The 16,607-nt window shown below is 65.0% G+C and carries 14 protein-coding genes; 9 read left to right on the top strand and 5 right to left on the bottom strand.

Annotation, left to right across the window (positions count from 1 at the left end; genetic code table 11):
• Positions 1 to 86: 86 nt before the first annotated feature.
• The gene (locus E4K62_RS15995; RefSeq protein WP_135069256.1) at positions 87 to 923 is read left to right on the top strand and encodes a hypothetical protein; all 837 of its coding nucleotides are present in this window, start codon (positions 87 to 89) and stop codon (positions 921 to 923) included.
• A gap of 658 nt (positions 924 to 1,581) precedes the next feature.
• Positions 1,582 to 2,019: a hypothetical protein gene (locus E4K62_RS15990; protein ID WP_135069253.1), complete on the top strand. Its 438-nt coding sequence runs from the start codon at positions 1,582 to 1,584 to the stop codon at positions 2,017 to 2,019.
• 25 nt (positions 2,020 to 2,044) lie between these two features.
• Here the strand turns inward: E4K62_RS15990 and E4K62_RS15985 are convergent, their stop codons facing one another.
• On the bottom strand, positions 2,045 to 2,656 hold the full coding sequence (locus E4K62_RS15985; protein ID WP_135069250.1) for a DedA family protein: 612 nt from the start codon (positions 2,654 to 2,656) through the stop codon (positions 2,045 to 2,047).
• A 108-nt stretch (positions 2,657 to 2,764) separates the two neighbouring features.
• On the opposite strand from E4K62_RS15985, the gene E4K62_RS15980 reads away from it, so the two are divergent.
• Together E4K62_RS15980 and E4K62_RS15975 are read left to right on the top strand one after the other, a co-directional pair.
• Positions 2,765 to 4,195, top strand: coding sequence for a sensor histidine kinase (locus E4K62_RS15980; RefSeq protein WP_135069247.1), 1,431 nt, complete (start codon positions 2,765 to 2,767; stop codon positions 4,193 to 4,195).
• Positions 4,192 to 4,869, top strand: a complete 678-nt coding sequence (locus E4K62_RS15975; RefSeq protein WP_135069244.1) for a response regulator transcription factor — start codon at positions 4,192 to 4,194, stop codon at positions 4,867 to 4,869. The genes E4K62_RS15980 and E4K62_RS15975 overlap by 4 nt, the downstream gene beginning before the upstream one ends.
• Positions 4,870 to 5,516: 647 nt before the next feature.
• On the opposite strand, the gene istB is transcribed toward E4K62_RS15975, so the two are convergent.
• The gene (istB, locus tag E4K62_RS15970) at positions 5,517 to 6,305 is read right to left on the bottom strand and encodes an IS21-like element helper ATPase IstB (protein ID WP_135067337.1); all 789 of its coding nucleotides are present in this window, start codon (positions 6,303 to 6,305) and stop codon (positions 5,517 to 5,519) included.
• On the bottom strand, positions 6,305 to 7,510 hold the full coding sequence (istA, locus tag E4K62_RS15965) for an IS21 family transposase (protein WP_135067339.1): 1,206 nt from the start codon (positions 7,508 to 7,510) through the stop codon (positions 6,305 to 6,307). The genes istB and istA overlap by 1 nt, the downstream gene beginning before the upstream one ends.
• Before the next feature lie 318 nt (positions 7,511 to 7,828).
• Here istA and E4K62_RS19070 point away from each other — a divergent pair, with 318 nt between their 5' ends.
• Complete coding sequence (locus tag E4K62_RS19070; RefSeq protein ID WP_205805804.1) at positions 7,829 to 7,978, top strand: PhzF family phenazine biosynthesis protein; 150 nt, start codon at positions 7,829 to 7,831, stop codon at positions 7,976 to 7,978.
• On the opposite strand, the gene E4K62_RS15955 is transcribed toward E4K62_RS19070, so the two are convergent.
• Positions 7,972 to 8,901, bottom strand: a complete 930-nt coding sequence (locus E4K62_RS15955) for a serine hydrolase (protein WP_135069241.1) — start codon at positions 8,899 to 8,901, stop codon at positions 7,972 to 7,974. The two genes, E4K62_RS19070 and E4K62_RS15955, sit on opposite strands and share 7 nt — an antisense overlap.
• Complete coding sequence (locus tag E4K62_RS15950) at positions 8,898 to 9,776, bottom strand: LysR family transcriptional regulator (RefSeq protein ID WP_167747822.1); 879 nt, start codon at positions 9,774 to 9,776, stop codon at positions 8,898 to 8,900. The genes E4K62_RS15955 and E4K62_RS15950 overlap by 4 nt, the downstream gene beginning before the upstream one ends.
• 83 nt (positions 9,777 to 9,859) lie before the next feature.
• Here E4K62_RS15950 and E4K62_RS15945 point away from each other — a divergent pair, with 83 nt between their 5' ends.
• The 4 genes from E4K62_RS15945 (at position 9,860) to E4K62_RS15930 (ending at position 16,585) form a co-directional block, all read left to right on the top strand.
• A complete protein-coding gene (locus E4K62_RS15945) occupies positions 9,860 to 12,619 on the top strand; it encodes a transglycosylase domain-containing protein (RefSeq protein WP_135069235.1) in 2,760 nt (919 codons plus the stop codon).
• A gap of 88 nt (positions 12,620 to 12,707) precedes the next feature.
• Entirely contained in the window at positions 12,708 to 14,489 is a 1,782-nt protein-coding gene (locus E4K62_RS15940; protein WP_135069232.1) for a peptidoglycan D,D-transpeptidase FtsI family protein, read from the top strand.
• Positions 14,490 to 14,890: 401 nt separating this feature from the next.
• A complete protein-coding gene (locus tag E4K62_RS15935) occupies positions 14,891 to 15,823 on the top strand; it encodes an ABC transporter ATP-binding protein (RefSeq protein ID WP_135069229.1) in 933 nt (310 codons plus the stop codon).
• 3 nt (positions 15,824 to 15,826) lie between these two features.
• Positions 15,827 to 16,585, top strand: coding sequence for an ABC transporter permease (locus tag E4K62_RS15930; RefSeq protein WP_205805802.1), 759 nt, complete (start codon positions 15,827 to 15,829; stop codon positions 16,583 to 16,585).
• Positions 16,586 to 16,607: the final 22 nt, after the last annotated feature.

Genomic DNA, 16,607 nt, shown 5'->3' with positions numbered 1-16,607 from the left:
AAACGATCGTCTGCGACCGGCTGCCACCCGAGGGTTCAGTCATCAGCTGCTTGCGCGTCTTGACGCCCCTTCGAGATTCTTGCTCTGTGAATCTCTTCGCGTCTGATTGGCAAGCCCTCGTAGCCGTCGCCGTCTCCCTGCTCGGCCTAATCGCGACCTTCTACACAGCGTTTGGTTCAACCGCGCGACGCCTCCGTAGCGATCTCACCACAGACGTCAAGCTTGTGGCCGAGCTCGATGGCGATGTAAAACATGACCTTCAAGAGAGCGTCACCGATCGTTCCTACCGCCTCGTCGCAGCTACCCGCTATCCGAGTCTGACGTGGTACGAGGCTGCGCTCGCTCTCTTGCTGACTCCGGTGTTTTGGCTGCTGCTCAGCGCGCCCGGTGAACTGCACGCACTGGCTGAGCAAGACGCAGTCGAACCCATATTGTTGGGTCCAGGGCAATTGATCACACTCATGATCGCCTTCGTGACGTACGCCGCTCTGGTGCGTTCGTGGTCCGGTCGGGCGGCTGCACGGGTCGTCTACGTCTACAAGCGACTTGGCGACGATGAGGCGCGTGCGCTTGTCCGAGTACTTGCGTTCCCGTCCAACCTTGTGCCGGTCGTCTTCTTCTTGGCGCTCGCGGCCGGCGTGCTTCTCAACGTCGAAGAAATTACTCAAGCGATCTCCTGGCCGGTGTGGGCTGCTGTGTTGATCACGACGGGCATCTCCTTCGTCTTGATCGGGTTCATCTATTGGATCGCTTCTCGCGAGGACTTGTCCGGGTACCTGCGCTTCTATACGGACCCGATGCACATCGGCGCTGACATACCCCGTCTTCGTCCGGTTGAGCTTGGACAGACAGAAGAAGACTTGGCGCGCTACGAAGAGGCGTTCGATCGCCGATTCCCCGGAAGGCGTCGGAAGAAGGAGTGACGCTGCGCGAATCGGTACCGGGCTTCCCAACGGTCGGCCCTGTCGAAAACGATCGATTTCGGCACGCGGGGTCGACCCTGCCGCAACCTCCGTGACACGCCGTCCCGAAAACGGGTGCCGTTAGTGCCTTGTATCGAATGGGCCATCGCGCGTTTTTAGTGGCCGCCGGTGATGCGGCGCGATCGTGGGCGGCGTCGCTGCGACCGTCGTCGCGGTCAACGTCTTCCCCCTGCGCATCTCGACCCGGCCGCAGTAGCCGTGCTAGAGAGCGGAGCGAGGGTGGCCATCAAGTGATTGACACGACCCTCGCGCCGGGAGAGTATCTGCGCATCCAGACCGAGACCGACACCCTTTCGAAGTGGGCCCGTTGCGATCTGCCGGCGTGGGAAAGAAATGCGAACAACTGAACATCCGCAGACACTACTCAACGCGCGCGAACGCGCCCGCAAACCGCGGCAGATCAAGGGGAGCGCCCATGAACGCCCCCGCACGCACGCGTGCAGGCCGGGTTCGAATCCCTCCGTCTCCGCCAAAAAGGCCGGATCAGTTGGCATTTTGTGCAGCCTCTGTGTCTCGTTCGTGCCGAGTGTAACGCGACAACTGCTGACCGTCGCTTCCGGGCTTCGGGCATGACGACAGTGACCGCGCGTCGGCGCCGGTGCGCGGATCGCTCGCGAAGAATAGGTCTGTCGCCGCGACCGAGTCCGGGCCTGGTGCGCGCCCGACCACCGCCCGGGCGATCGGCGAGGCGGGCCGCCGCCTCACCCCCACGGACGTCGTCGGTCGCGATGCCCTCGCGTTTCGCGCGCTGCTCGAGGGTCTCCAGCTGCTGGAAGAACGTCACATGCCAGCCGGCGGTTCCCTGAACTCGGGCGTTGAGGCTCTGGAATGGCGTCTGTACCGGCGGAGCGATGAGCTCGGCGCCGCTGCCACGCGCCGCCGCGACAGCCTGCTCGGTGTTCTCGACCTCCAGCGCGATCCGCAGCGCTCCCTGGGTGTGCGGTGCGCCCTTGACGTCGTCGATGTTCGTTGCGTGCGTCGGCGTGGCCAGCTCGATCGTCGCGATGCCGGCGTGCAAGATCGCCACTCGGACTGACCGCATGGGGGCGGTGATGGACGGTTCACGAGCGGACCCGCGCGCGACGGCGTTGCACGATGATGGCGGCGAGAACTGCCGCGCCCGCGACGAGGAGCGACGGAATCGTGTAGCGGTCCACGATCTGAAGCAGCACCGGACCGATCGTCGCTCCGCCGATGACCCAGAGCGTGGCCCAGATGACTGCGGCTACTGCGCAGATCGCGGCGAAACGCCGATAGCGGATGGTGGATGCTCCAGCGGCTGCAGCGACGAGGGTTCGTATGCCGGGCATGAGCCGAGCCACTATGACGACCCAGAACTGGCGGGCGACGAAGTCGCGCGCTGTCATCCACCTGTCCTGTCCGAGGCGATTGATCAGTCTCGTCTCGCCTAGGCGTGGGCCCAGTTTCCGGCCGACGGCGAAGCCGATGTGGTCGCCCAGGAAGGCTCCGGTTGCTGCGGCCACGACGGCCAGTGCGACATGCAAGGGGCTGTCTGCGAGGGCCATCGCCGCAAGTACGATCCCTGTCTCGCCGGGGAGGATGGCGCCTACGCCGAGCGCTGCGTCGATGGCGGCGAAGAGGAAGATGCAGACGAGCACAAGAGTCGCGTGTTCTCCCGCTCGGTCCAGCAACGTCCAGATGAGATCGATCATGACTGCGACGCTATGAGGGCCAGAAGGTGCGGCAGAACCGACGATCGGGCACGTCTGCACTGACGATGGTTAGCTTCGCAGGTGTGCGGCGCCTCCTAGATTGGTGGAATGTCCACCGAATCGCGGGATCGGCGTTCCCCGGGTGCCCGTACCCGTGTCGCGGTCGGCGCGGTCGTTGCCGTGGTGGCCGGGCTCTCATCGCGTTGGCTGCTTGTGGATGCACCGTTGCTCGCTCTGGCGATCATCATCGTGTGTTCTGTTGTGCTGGTTCTCGCGGCTCCGAAGGTTCCGCTGCTCACCATCGTCACCTGGGTGATGGTGTCAGCGATCGTCGTGCAGTTCCCGGGCTTGACCATCGAGAACCTCGCTCTCGGGACGGTCGCAGGTCTTCTCACTTCCCTGTGCCTGACCGGGCCAATGGCGGTCGCTGCGGTGCTGCGGCACCGGCGCGAGTATCTCCACCGCGGCTGGAGGCTGGCCGCGATGGAAGCCGAAAGACGGTCGAACGATATTCAGACCGCGCTTCAGCGCGAACGGATGTCTCTGGCCGCAGAGATGCACGACGGGCTCGGCCATAGCCTCACCCTGATCGCTGTGCGGCTGGGGCAGCTCTCGCTCACCTCGACACTGGCGCCGGCTGACCGCGCCGCGGTCACTGAGCTGCGGCAGGCTTCAGCGGAGGCAGCGGAGGAGCTGGGGAACGCCGTACGTCTGCTCCGCGATCCCGGCGCGATCGCCACGGGCACGGGGGTCCCCACGATCATGGACGCCGTGGAGAGCGCACGCTCAGCAGGTATCCCCGTGACAACCGATGTTCCGGAGGGATTGACGGAGATCCTGAGCGCAGAAGCGCAGACTGCGGTCGCACGACTGGTTCAGGAATCCCTCACGAACGCCGCGAAGCACGCGCCGGGCGAACAGGTCGGCATCGCCATCCATGTCACCGGTTCGACGATGGTGGCCGAGGTCTCCAATGCGATGCCTGCACAGGATGGCGCCGACCGGCCCCCGTCGAGCGGGTTCGGACTCGTCGGAATCCGGCACCGCGCAGGGATGCTGGGCGGGACTCTGGAGGTGGGGCGTTCGCCGGACGTCTTCGCTCTGAAGCTCACCCTCCCCACCGACGCCAAACCTTCCCCGTCCGATCGCGTCACGGCGGCGGAGGACATCGTTGCCGCGGAGAATGAAGCGGCGCAAAGTCGCACGATGGCGACCAGGGTCGCCATCGTGCTGCCGGCAGCGATCCTCGGCGCCGTGCTGGCGGTCACCTTCGCCTACCTGACGGCGGCGACCGTGCTGTCGGTGGTGAGTGCGCCCCAGTTCGCCGAGATACAGCCCGGCGATCCACGCGCGGAGGTCGAGCTCTCGCTGCCGATCTTCGAAGTCCTCGACGCGCCACGCGATCAGTTCCCCCCGAAAAGCGGCGAGCAATGTCGCTACTACGAATCCGACGTCAGCTTCTTCGAACGCAGCGACGTTCACGTGGTCTGCTTTGATGACGATGCCGTCACGCGTATGGGAGTCATACCCGCGTCATGACCGGTATCTCCGCGCCGTCCGTGCAGCCCGCCCGCGTGCTCATCGCGGACGACGACCGACTCGTCCGCGCCGGCATCGTCGGCATCTTGTCGACCGCTGATGACATCCAGGTCGTGGCCGAGGCGGGGGACGGGGTCGAGGCCACCGAAGCTGCCGCCGCGCACCGCGTGGACGTGGTCCTCCTCGATATTCAGATGCCGCGTCTCGACGGGATCCAAGCGCTGCGTGACATCAAGCGGCGTCAGCCTCTCCTTCCTGTCGCGATGCTCACCACGTTCTCCGACGATCTGCTCATCAGCGATGCGTTGAGCGCGGGGGCGCTCGGGTTCCTGCTCAAATCCGACGATCCGCAACAGTTGATCGGCGGCGTCCGAGCGCTTGCCCACGGCGGTGGCGTGTTCTCCCCTCGTGTCGCGCGCTGGCTCGCGACACGGGAACGCACCGCGATGCGTTCGGATCAGGAGAACCAGCGGATTCGCGACCTGCTCACTGAGCGACAACTGGAGTTGCTCGCCCTCGTCGGCCGAGGGCTGTCGAACGCTCAGATCGGCTCTCAGATGAGCCTTTCCGAAGGCACCGTCAAACAGTATCTCTCGGCCCTCTTCGCGCACCTCGGCATCGACAACCGTGTCCAGGCCGCCGTTCTGGCCTACCGGTCCGGACTGCTGGAATGAGAACCGCGGCTGCCGTTCGTCCGCTGAGCCGACGGGATTCGCGGTGCGGGGGTGCCATCCCGACCCCACACCCCGCGCGTTCGCGACTGTCGCGAGCAAAACTGGAACTCCGCATCGGGACGCGCACGGTGACTACTCAGTCTTTGTAGGCCTCCACAAACGTTATGGGGCAAGATCAAACGATGTCGGCACGCGAACGGTCAACGCACACCTGCGCCAGGTGCTACCTGCACCGAACTGACTTCTCAGCCTGTCGGGGTCGAGTGTGACGCGACGAGCAGAGCCCCGCTGGCGAAGTGTCTGTGGGATAGGAGGCTGGTGCCTATGGATTCTCACGGCGATGGCTACGGTGGCGCTCGTCTGGAGCCTGCTTGCTAGTGCTGTCGGCCTCGCACTCTCGGGCTCGGGCATGGGACCAGCAAGTGTCACTGCGTGGAAGACCGGAGCGGCCTCGGCTGCTGTTGCCTCCGCAGTCCTGCGGTTCTCGCCGTGCTCGGTCGCCGGTGGGTCCTGTTCTCTTTGGCTCTACTGCTGACGCTATTCGCTGCACTATTGAGCGTCGGCGAAGTCACCGCGTGAGCGGTGTCGGCGACGGTTGAGAACCCGGCCAAAACGACGGGCGAAAAATAGGCCACCGTTTCGTGTTGTTAGTCTGCCGGATCCTGAGTCCTGATGCTGGGGAGGCTGTCGATTCCGCGGCCGCGGAGGCGATAGCTGGCGCCTTTGAGGGTAAGAACGTCGGCGTGGTGGACGATGCGGTCGATCATCGCGGCGGCGACGGCTTGGTCTCCGAAGACGCCGCCCCAGCCGGAGAACGGCAGGTTGCTGGTGAGGACCAGTGAGGCGTGTTCGTAGCGGGATGAGACGAGTTGGAAGAACAGGTTCGCGGCGTCTTGCTCGAAGGGGAGGTAGCCGACTTCGTCGACGATGATCAGCCCGTAACGGCGGAGCCGGGCGAGCTCGCGGGGCAGGTTCCCTTGCCGATGGGCGTCGGTGAGCCGGGTGACCCAGTCGGTCGCTGTGGCGAACAGGACCCGGTGTCCGTGGCGGGCCGCGACGATCCCGAGCGCGGTGGCGAGGTGGGTCTTCCCGGTTCCGGGTGGGCCGAGCAGGACGACGTTCTGCGCTTCGAGGAGGAACCCGCCCGAGGCGAGCGCGGCGATCTGCTGACGGGCTGTCGGTTGGGCGTCCCAGTCGAAGTCCTCGAGCGTCTTCCGGGCGGGGAACCCGGCCGCTTTGATCCGCAGCTCCGCGCCGGACGCGTTGCGGGCGCTCACTTCCCGTTCCAGGACGGCGGCGAGATAGTCCTCGAACGACCAGCCCGCATCCCGCGCCTGATCGGCCATCCGGCCCGCGGCTTCGGTGATCCGGGGCGCTTTGAGCGCGCCGGCGAGATAGGTGATCTGCTTGACCGCGTCGGTCTGTTTGCCGCCCATCACGCGACTCCTTCGATCCCGAACGCGCGGTCGTAGTCCGCGAGATCCCTGCTCAGGTCGTCTCCGACCGTGGCGGGGCGGGGTTGTTGGAACTGCTGCCGCAACCGCCGCGCCGTCTCAACATGAGCCGGGTCGGTGACGATGCTCCCTCGCGCCCAGACCCGTTCGTGGTCAGCGACGATCCGCCCGTCCAGGCGGACTTTCACCCGGTCGAGGTCGGCGGTGACATCGACGATCCGTCCGATCGCTTGCGGGTCGACGGAGTAGTCGGACGCGTCGAGGCGGACGTAATAGTCCCGGCCGAGCCGGACCCGCTCCCGCCAGCCCAGCTGCAACGGGATCGGCGGCAAGGGCAGCATTCTCGATCGGTCGTGCCCGATCAGATCGACGGGACGTGCCTTGATCGTGCGAACGACCCTGCTGTTCGCTTTCTCGAGCCAGTCGGCGAGTTGGGTGTTGAAGTCTGCTGGAGACGTGAAGGTCCGGCCCGGCATGAACGAGGTCTCGAACCAGCCGTTGCGCCGCTCGACGATCCCCTTCGATTCCGGGTCGTAGGGCCGCAACTGCACCACCTTCGTCGCCAGGGTCCCGGCGAACGACGCGACGCCCTGCGCGAGGCGCCCCTTCTGCCCGATCCCGGGCTCGTTGTCCCAAATCAGGCGCCGCGGAACGCGCTCCAACCGTTGGATCAGCTCCCATGACCCGAGCAATAGATCCTCCGTCTTCCGGGTTGGGATCATCCTGGCCGTCACGAACCTAGAGTGCGCGGCGACGATCACCAGCACTGGCAACAGCACGGTCGTGCCGTTCTCGAGTGGGATCTTCCGCGGCGGGAACCACAGATCACACTGCGCCGCATCACCCGCCGCCCAGGTGAGCCGGTCCGCCGGGTCGACCGGGCGATGCTCCGGCCGCAGCCGTCTCACGTTCTCCCGAAACCACGTGATCGACCCCGACCACTCAACTCGCTCCGCGATCACCGTCGCCGGCATCGACGGATGCTCCGCCAGCAACGCGCGCACCCGCGCCTCGAATGGCGAGAACGACGTCGGCTGCGCCGGCCGCTGATACCTCGGCGGCCGGTCCGACCTCACCGCCGCAGCGACGGTATCCCGTGCGATACCGAGATCTCGAGCCACCTGCCGCTGCGGAACCCCATCCGCGACAAGCCGCCTGATCAACGCCCAATCTTCCAAGGAGATCACGCACCCAATCTGGTCTGGGTGGCCTACTTTTCAACCGTCGTTTTGGCCGGATTCTCGAGCGTCGTCGACAAGCGGTACGCAGCAACGAGCTATCCATCGCCGCCGGAACCATGCCCCAATGACCAGTGCTTGACTGATTCGCTGCGCTGATCAAACAGCGCACGGTCTTCCGTACCGCCCTTGCTGAGGCTCACGTCCACGCGTCGATTGACATCCGCCATTCGAGTAGCCCACTTCGGTAGGCGAGAACAGCCGCGTGCACCTCCTCTCAGGGCTCGCAGCTCACGGTGAGCCTGCGTCGCACACCCTCACTTCGTCATGGAGGTGACGGGCAACGGCGCCGATGGTCTGCTCCGCGAGAGGTTGTTCGATCGCTCAGGCACGTTCCACTCTCGTAATCCGTTTCCTGTCGGCGGTGTCGTGGAAGATCCCGCGACCGGTGCGGCGGCGGTACGCGCCACTCATTGATCAGCGCACCAGGCGAGGAGCTCGTCGTGAAGGAGGCGGGCTGCCTGACCCATGGCATGCTCGGCCGCGGGCTGGATGGTGGCGGGGATCCTGCTCCGGGTAAGTGCCACAACGATCAGCGTCTCACCGTCCACGTGCTCGACCACGCCTGCCTCGTGTCGGAGATGAAGGAACGACCCCGTCTTGGATGACCAGGATGCGGCGTCTGAGGCGAAGTCAGGCGACAGTCGGTGGCGCAACAGGTTTCCGGCCATCATGTGGCGAACGGCTGCGGCGACGTCGTCGCCGATGCTGCCGTCCCACAACTGCTGAATGAGGTCGGCGAGACCGTGGGCCGTACCTGAATTGGCCAGCTCCACGTCGAGCTGAGGGAGCGGTGAGGGATGCCCGAGCTGGTCGGCAGATATCACCAGAGAGTGGACCGCGGCCGCATCGCTTGAGCGGGCCTGAGCGGCCAGGGACACGTACAGGTCTTCGATCGGGTGGCGGATGACCACTCCGCGGATGCCCGCAGCACGCAGCCACGCGGTGACGCTCTGCGGGGGCACGAACCGGAACAACGCATCCGCAGCACTGCTGTCACTGTGCTCGATCGAGATCCTGGCGAGATCTTCGAGGGCAAGCGTCGCCGGGTGGGTGAATCGGGCGATTCCTGGGCCACCCCGAGAGCGCGAACGGTGGTCCAGGGTCACTTGCTGCGCCAGGTCAAGTTCACCCCGCCGCCCCGCATCGAGCGCCGCGGCGACTAACGGCAGCTTGGCCAAAGATGCCAGCGGGAACGGCCGGTCGGCATCGATGGCCAGTTGGTGCCCCGTGCCGAGGTGGCGCACGAGGAGTGAACCGGAGAGCCCTGCGGTTGCGAGCACACTGGCCGCGCGTGAGACCACCGGCGCGAAAGCGGGTTCCTGAGTCAGATCGGTCATCGGTCCTGCAGTGGTGCAGTTCCCAGAGCGGCTGCGACGTCGCGGCGAAGGTTCATGTCGAACAACTCTGTGCCCCTCTGGCTGATCGTGTCCAGCCGATAGGTGCGGGACAGTGGCAGTTCCTTGACAGGAAGCCACGTCAACCTCCAGGCATCAGCTTCTGCGCGAGAGCAGAGGATCCAATCGTCGCCCGCGAGGGAGCCAGCGAGTGCAGGAACAAGGTCGGGTGCGTGATGGATCTGTCGGGCGGCCAGACCGTACCGGGCCGTCGTGTCCCGGAGCGTCGAAAGCAGTGCGCCCTCGCTGTCTTCCGGGAGGACGACTATCCGTGCAGCGCGCTCCCGGTCGGCACGGGTCGGGCGGAGGGAGGCGAGCGTGAGCTGCCGCTGATCGGTGGATTGGGCAAGCCCCAGAGGAACCAGCCAGTCAGCTCGCGCCGATTCGACCGGGAGGATGGCGGCATCCACTTCGCCACCTCGCAGTCGTAGCAGCCGACTATCCCGACCGTCTTCCTCGATGTCCAGCTCCACACCGGTCGCGGACGCCCGCAGCCGCACAGCGGCCCACAGTGCGGCGTCGGGGTAGGGCGGCACAAGCAGCCGGACCGCCCCACGGCGATATGACGCCGCTGCATCCACGAGCGCGCGTTCCGCGGTGAGCAGGGTCTGCGCGTTACTGAGCAGCGCCCGCCCCAGGGGGGTGAGGCCAACCGGGCGGAAGTCGCGCTCGATCAGCGGACCACCCAGAACCTCCTCCAGCGCCGCGATCCGGCGACTGATGACCGGTTGGGTGGTGCGTTCGTCGTCGGCGGCGGCGGAGAAGCTGCCTCGGCGCGCCACGGCAGCGAACGCCCGGACGCCGTTGAGCAGATCCACAACCGCAACAGTATGCCCAACGCGCATAGAAAACGGCATTCGCATCTTTGTCGTTATACGCGCGGCCAGCCGACACTGGCGGCATGAAGCGGTTGCATCGCCCCGAAACCCAGGACCGCCGCACGGCCCGCAGCGTTCTGGGAGCTTTCGCCGGTCTCGCCGGCCTCAGCACAGTGGCGGGCGTGCTCGTGGCGGCATCCCTCACGCCCGCGCTGGCACTGTCAGGTGCAGCCACGTCGACGGCGATCACGATGTTCGATCGCCTCCCCAGCGTGCTCGACATCGGAAAGCCGATGCTGCCGACCACGTTTTGGGTGAAGAACCCCGACACCGGCGAAGAGCAGGTGCTGACCCAGTTTTACGACCAGAACCGGTCTCAGGTCGACTTCGACCAGATCGCGCCCGTTATGTACGACGCGATCCTCTCCAGTGAGGACCCTCGGTACTACCAGCACAGTGGCGTCGACCTCATCGGTACCGCCCGCGCCCTCCTGTCCAACGCCCAGGGTGGCGGCGAGACGCAGGGTGGCTCATCCATCAGCCAGCAGTACGTCAAGAACATTCTCATCCAGAAATGCGAGCGAGACGCCGAGGCCGGCGAAAAGCAGGACGAGAACGGCGAGATCGTCCAGATCACGCGTGAGCAGGCTCTGCTGGAGTGCTGGACGGAGGCGACGACCGCCGAAGGCGACGAGGGCATCATTCGGAAGCTGCAGGAGATGCGATACGCCATCGCCCTGGAGCGGAAGTACTCCAAGAGCGAAATCCTGCTCGGATACCTCAACATCGCGAACTTCGGCGGCACCACTTACGGCATCGACGCCGCCGCTCGATACTACTTCGGCGTGTCTGCTGCCGAACTGAGTCTCCCGCAGGCCGCGACGCTCGCAGGTATCGTGCAGAATCCCAACACGTACCGCATCGACAAGCCGACAGGTTCGATGTTCGGCGCCGAAGACGTGGCGTTCAACAAGGCACCGGATGGTGCGATTGATGATGTCAAGGATGGCCAGCTTGCCGCCCTGGACACCATGCTCGCCCGCGGTGAGATCACGCAGGAGCAGTACCTCCTGGCCGCCGACGGCTACTCGGCCACGAAGGGTCGTCAGCTCTACGTGCTCAGCCGCATGCTCGACGACGGCCGGATCACACAGGAGCAGTACCGCGCCGCAGTCTTGGAGCCAATCACTCCGAGCATCACTCCGCCCAGGACCGGCTGCGCTGCCGCAACCGGAGCGGAGTACTTCTGCCAGTACGCCCGTATGGTCGTCGAGCGAGATCCTGCGTTCGGCGAGACGACCGAAGAGCGCGTCAAAAACCTGCGCCAGGGCGGCCTCAACATCTACTTAACCCTCGATTGGCGCGTGCAGAACCCCGCCCGCGACACCGTCGCTGAGTGGGCGCCGAGCTCGCTGCCAGGCATGTCGTTCGGAACGTCCGCTACGAGCGTCGAGGTGCCAACTGGCCGCGTCCTTTCCATCGCGCAGAACACCAACTTCCGCGACGGCGACAGCGGCGGCGACCCCAACTTCTCCAGCATCGTCTACGCAGGCGACCTGCAGTTCGGAGGATCCAACGGGCTCCCCGCCGGGTCGACGTTCAAGCTCTTCACGCTCATCGACTGGCTGGAGCAGGGCAAGTCCCTGAATCAGCTCGTCGATGGAGTGCTGAGACCGCCGAAGCGAATGACCAACAGTTGCACCGGCGACTGGACGAATACGTCGAATTGGCGACCCAACAACTCCGGTGGCACCCGCGGCTATGTCGGTACTCCGATGCAATTCACTCGCGACTCGCTCAACTCTGGGTATGTTGCGATGGCCGCGGAGCTGGATTTGTGCGACATCGCCAACGTCGTGAAGAAGATGGGCGTCACCTACGGCGACGGGTCGGACATTCCGATGGCCGTCGCAAACGACGTCATCGGCTCAGCCAACGTCTCGCCACTCGCAATGGCCGGCGCGTTTGCCACGGTCGCGAACAACGGCGTCCACTGTCAGCCCACGGTTATCGACAAGGTCACCGATTACCAGGGAAACGAGTTGCCCAAACCTGCACGCATCTGTACGCAGGTGCTGGATCCGGCCGTCGCGGCTACTGCTGCGACAGCACTGCAAGGCGTCATGTATGGCGGAACCGGAGACTCGGCGCGCCCCCGCGACGGTGTCCCCGTCATGGGCAAGACGGGAACTCATGAGTACTGGCAGACCTGGATGGCGGAGGCGAGCACAAGAGTCGCCACAGTCGTCTGGGTCGGGAACTCCACCGGCGAGGTGCGTCTCGACCGCACCTACACCGACCGGGACGTTCTTCACGATCTGCGATACCCGATCGCCCGTCAGATCCAGGCCGCAGCCAACGCGGCCTACGGCGGAGACCGGTTCCCGGACCCCGATACGAACCTGATGCGTCAGGTGCTCGAAGATCTACCAGACGTGCTGGGAATGACCGTCGATGAGTCCAGAAGCATGCTCGAGGCGGCCGGCTTCGGCGTCGTCGTTGGCCAGCCGGTGGACTCCGACAGACCGGAGGGGACGGTGGCCGCGCAGACCCCGAATCCCGGCAAGGTCGCAGGCGGCACGGTCGTGACGATCAACCCGAGCAACGCGCAAGCGGTCACAGTGCCGGACGTCGCTGGCCGCTCTTTTGAGGAGGCGAGGCTCATGCTGCTCGAAGCTGGGTTTGCAACCATCATCACAGGGACCTGTACCGAGGAATCGACTGCCACGAAACCGCGCGCAATACGAACGAATCCGAGCGCTGGAAGTCTTACAAACCGCGCCCCCATCGTGGTCGATTACGCCGCGGCTCAGTGCGGCACTGATGCTGGCAACGCGCCGTGATCGAGGCGCAGGGATCGCTCTGGGCTCGCGCCGAACGCCGCATATCTCATCCGCACGGCACCCACAAAGCCGAAAAGAAGCGTGTCAGATGACTACGCAGGATAGGAGAACACCACGTCGGCGCACCGCCGTTGCCCTGGCCGTCGTACTCGCAGTGTTAGGGGGATACATCATCCGCCTGGTCGATATCCAGGTGGTCAATGCCAGGGATCACGTCGCCGACTCGATGGAGTGGGCGTTCACGGGGACTCAGGAGCTTTACGGCACCCGCGGTCCCATCGTCGACGAAGAAGGTCAGACACTGGCGAGCAGCATCCTCCTCTACGACTGCCAGCTCGACCCACTGCTGATCACGCAGACCGACACCCACATTATGGCCGGCGAATCCGAGGCACGACTGTGGCAGAACGTCTCGGTGGACATCACCTCGATCACAGGGCAGACCGTCGACGAGGTGCGCGACATAGTGTCTGTTGCGCTGGCGGAGAATCCCAAGACTCGCTTCGCAAGTCTCAAGAACGGCGTGGACACCGAGCAGTACCGAGCGCTGATCGATCTCGCCCCGTACGTTCAATGCCTGCCGCACCCCGCTCGCGCCTACCCGAACGGTGCTGTGGCCGGAAACCTCGTCGGCTTCGTCAGCTCCGACGGGGAGGCGCTTGAGGGCCTTGAGAAGCAATACGACGACTGCGTCGCCTCGACGAACGGCACGCGGCGTTATCAGCAGGGGAAGGACGGCGTCATCATCCCGGGCACCATGCATGATGAGGCGGCGGTCGACGGAGGTACACTGCGGCTGACGGTCAACCGGGACCTCCAGTGGTACCTGCAGCAGCTGATCGCCGAGCAAACACAGAACATGGGCGCGCAGGCGGGCGCAATCCTCGTCTACGAGGCCAACACCGGCAAAGTCCGGGCCGCGGCCGAGTATCCTACGGTTGACCCCAACAATGTAACCCCGACCGAATCGGACGACCGCAGCAGCCGGATCTTTCGCAACTGGTTCGAGCCGGGTTCGCCATTCAAAGCTCTGGCCGCGGCAACCCTGCTCGAGGCCGGCGAACTGAGCCCGACGTCGACCGTCGTTGCCTCGGGATTTGAGCAGTTCCGTGATGGCGCGCGCGTTCGCGACTCCTTTCAGCACCCCGCTTACGCATACACGCTCGCCGGGGTGCTGATCGACTCCTCGAATACCGGCATCTCGAAGTTCAGCGACGCCCTTCCCATCCAGACGCGATACGACTATCTCAAGCGCTTTGGCATCGGCGACGGCACCGGCTCCTACCCAGAGGAACAGCGGGGTCTTGTACACGCAGTTAGCGACTGGGATGCACAAACTGCTTACAACACCTCGTTCGGCCAAGGTCTGACATCAACTGTGCCCGAGCTTGCTCGCGCGTACGGCGCGATCGTGAACGGCGGCGTGAAGATGCCGTTCTCGCTCGTCGAATCGTGTACGACCGACGACGGCACCGTTATCCAACCCGAACTGCCCGAGCCAGAGCGGGTCATCAGCGAGAGTACCTCTGCACAGATGCGCACGATCCTCGAGAACGTCTTCCTGCAGGCGCCCTACGCCAGCCGGGTGACCATCCCGGGATACCGAGTGGGCGGCAAGTCGGGTACCGGTGAGAAAGCGGACCCTCTGAACGGCGGCTACATGACCGGTGTGTACTTCACGACGATGGTGGGCTTCGCTCCCGCCGATGCCCCGGAGTTCGTGGTAGTCGTGACTCTCGACGAACCGACGAAGGAAACTTCGTCTGCGGCTAATGCGGACGCGTTCCAGAAGGCCATGGCGCAAGTTCTGAAGACCTACCGCGTCATGCCGTCCACGTCGGTGCCGGAGAAGCTGCCCAAGTTCGGGTAGCTCGACGTATTCACCTACTGCCCATGTCGACAACTCCATCCTTTGACTGGCGACTTGTTCCGGACAGTTTTTCTAGAGTTGGTGGAGTCAGGCGTGATGGTTTCTTGCAGCGGTGACGACCGTGAGTGGGGTACTACAGAAGGTGGCGTGACCGTTGGATGGCGCACTTCGCCGCTCGTGTAGGCGACCATAATGAGGGACTGCTGGAGGTTTAGGTGACTCCTGATCTGTGGTTGTGTCACTTACCCGGCAGAGTCCCCGCCACCATCCAGCCCATACCTGGCCCAGGGTGGAGCGCCCCCTGCTCCGCGCCATCCACCATTCGGTTGATGGCGGAATCAACCCTCTCTCCACCCTGATGATCGACGCGGCGCGACCTGCTGCGTTTGTAGCGTCACCGTATGAGCGCACTGGAAGTACGAAACCTGCACAAGCGCTACGGTCAGCGCGTCGCCGTGGATGACGTCTCCTTCACTGTCGAGGAGGGGGAGATCTTCGGCATCATCGGCCCGAATGGTGCCGGGAAGACAACGACGGTGGAATGCATCGCCGGTCTGCGGACACCGGATCGTGGTGCGGTTCGCGTCTTGGGTTTCGACCCCGAGACGCAGCGCGCGCAGGTGCGGGAACGGCTGGGGGTGCAACTGCAAGAGAGCAGCTTTCCGGACGCGATCACCGTCGACGAGGCCCTCGAGCTCTACAGCTCGTTCTACCGGGATCCCGCCGACCGGCACGAGCTGGTGGATCTTCTGGGCCTGTCGGACAAGCGTCGCACGCGGTACAAGTCACTCTCGGGTGGGCAGAAACAACGTCTGTCGATCGCGTGCGCGCTGGTCGGGAATCCGAAGGTCGCGATCCTGGACGAACTGACGACCGGTCTGGATCCCCAGGCGCGACGCGAGACGTGGAGCCTGATCGAGCGCGTTCGGGAGCGGGGCGTCACGATCGTGCTGGTCACGCACTTCATGGACGAGGCGGAACGTCTCAGTGACCGGATCGCCGTCATCGTCGGCGGCCGCGTCGCTGCGGTGGATACCCCAGCTGGGCTGATCGCGCAGACGAGCACGGCTCAGCACGTCCGCTTCCGAGTCCGACAGCCCTTGGACAGGAACGTCCTCATGAGTCTCGCTGACGTGTCCGATGTCGAAGTCACAGAGGGGACCTGGCTCGTCACCGGCGGCGGACAGCTGCTCACCAGCGTCGCCGGCGCGCTCGCGCGCGCAGAGATCGTGGCCGAAGATCTGCGAGTCGACCAGGCCAGTCTCGACGACGCGTTCGTCACCCTCACCGGTCATGCACCGGGATCCGAGAACACCCACCCGAAGGAAGCCTGAGCCATGAGTGCTCTCACGACGATGCTCAAGGTCGAGACCAAGCTCCTGTTGCGCGACCCGACCACGGTGTTCTTCGGTGTGCTGTTCCCCACAGGGCTGCTGCTGGCGTTGAGCGTCATTCCGGCGCTGAGGGAAACGCCGCCGGAGCTCGGCGGGCTCCGCGCGATCGACGCCTGGGCTCCGACGGCGTTGGTGTTCGGAATCGTGATGATCGCCGTTCAGCACATCCCGAGCGTGATCGCCACGTACCGAGAGCGCGGCATCCTACGGCGGCTGTCCACGACGCCGGTGCATCCACGGCGGATTCTGCTCGCGCAGATGATCGTGTCTTTCGTCTCGGTGATCGTCGGCGCCGCGCTGATGATCGCTGTGGCGTGGGCGGTGCTCGGCATCGCCCCGCCGCAGCGGCCGCTCGCGTTCGCTGTCGCCTTCGTCGTCGGATATGCGGCGGTGCTCGGGATCAGCATGATCACCGCCGCGCTGGTGCGCACGAGCAGCGCAGCCTCGACGATCGGGACGCTGCTGTTCGTGGTGCTGATGTTCTTCGGCGGGGCATTCCTGCCGCGGTACACGATGCCCGAGACTCTGCAGAAAGTCGGGGATTTCGTGCCGCCGGGACTGCAGGCGTTCATCGAAGCGTGGTCTCCGGTCGCGGGGGAGCTCACCAGCGTCGGTCAGCCCTTCTGGGTGCAGATTGGGATAATGGCCGCTATCGCTGTGGTCGCGAGCGGGATCGCCGCGAAGCTGTTCCGGTGGGAGTAGCCCGACCGCCAACGACGGGGAA

It is taken from the genome of Microbacterium wangchenii, assembly GCF_004564355.1.
Classification (GTDB): Bacteria; Actinomycetota; Actinomycetes; order Actinomycetales; family Microbacteriaceae; genus Microbacterium; species Microbacterium wangchenii.
The sequence above is the reverse complement of the archived record's forward strand: the minus strand, read 5'-3'. Positions and strand labels throughout refer to the sequence as shown.

Coding starts and splice junctions, on each gene's coding strand:
- E4K62_RS15985 (WP_135069250.1), bottom strand. CDS start 2,656: ATGATCGATCTCATCTGGACGTTGCTGGACCGAGCGGGAGAACACGCG.
- E4K62_RS15980 (WP_135069247.1), top strand. CDS start 2,765: ATGTCCACCGAATCGCGGGATCGGCGTTCCCCGGGTGCCCGTACCCGT.
- E4K62_RS15975 (WP_135069244.1), top strand. CDS start 4,192: ATGACCGGTATCTCCGCGCCGTCCGTGCAGCCCGCCCGCGTGCTCATC.
- istB (WP_135067337.1), bottom strand. CDS start 6,305: ATGGGCGGCAAACAGACCGACGCGGTCAAGCAGATCACCTATCTCGCC.
- E4K62_RS19070 (WP_205805804.1), top strand. CDS start 7,829: ATGGAGGTGACGGGCAACGGCGCCGATGGTCTGCTCCGCGAGAGGTTG.
- E4K62_RS15955 (WP_135069241.1), bottom strand. CDS start 8,901: ATGACCGATCTGACTCAGGAACCCGCTTTCGCGCCGGTGGTCTCACGC.
- E4K62_RS15945 (WP_135069235.1), top strand. CDS start 9,860: ATGAAGCGGTTGCATCGCCCCGAAACCCAGGACCGCCGCACGGCCCGC.
- E4K62_RS15940 (WP_135069232.1), top strand. CDS start 12,708: ATGACTACGCAGGATAGGAGAACACCACGTCGGCGCACCGCCGTTGCC.
- E4K62_RS15935 (WP_135069229.1), top strand. CDS start 14,891: ATGAGCGCACTGGAAGTACGAAACCTGCACAAGCGCTACGGTCAGCGC.
- E4K62_RS15930 (WP_205805802.1), top strand. CDS start 15,827: ATGAGTGCTCTCACGACGATGCTCAAGGTCGAGACCAAGCTCCTGTTG.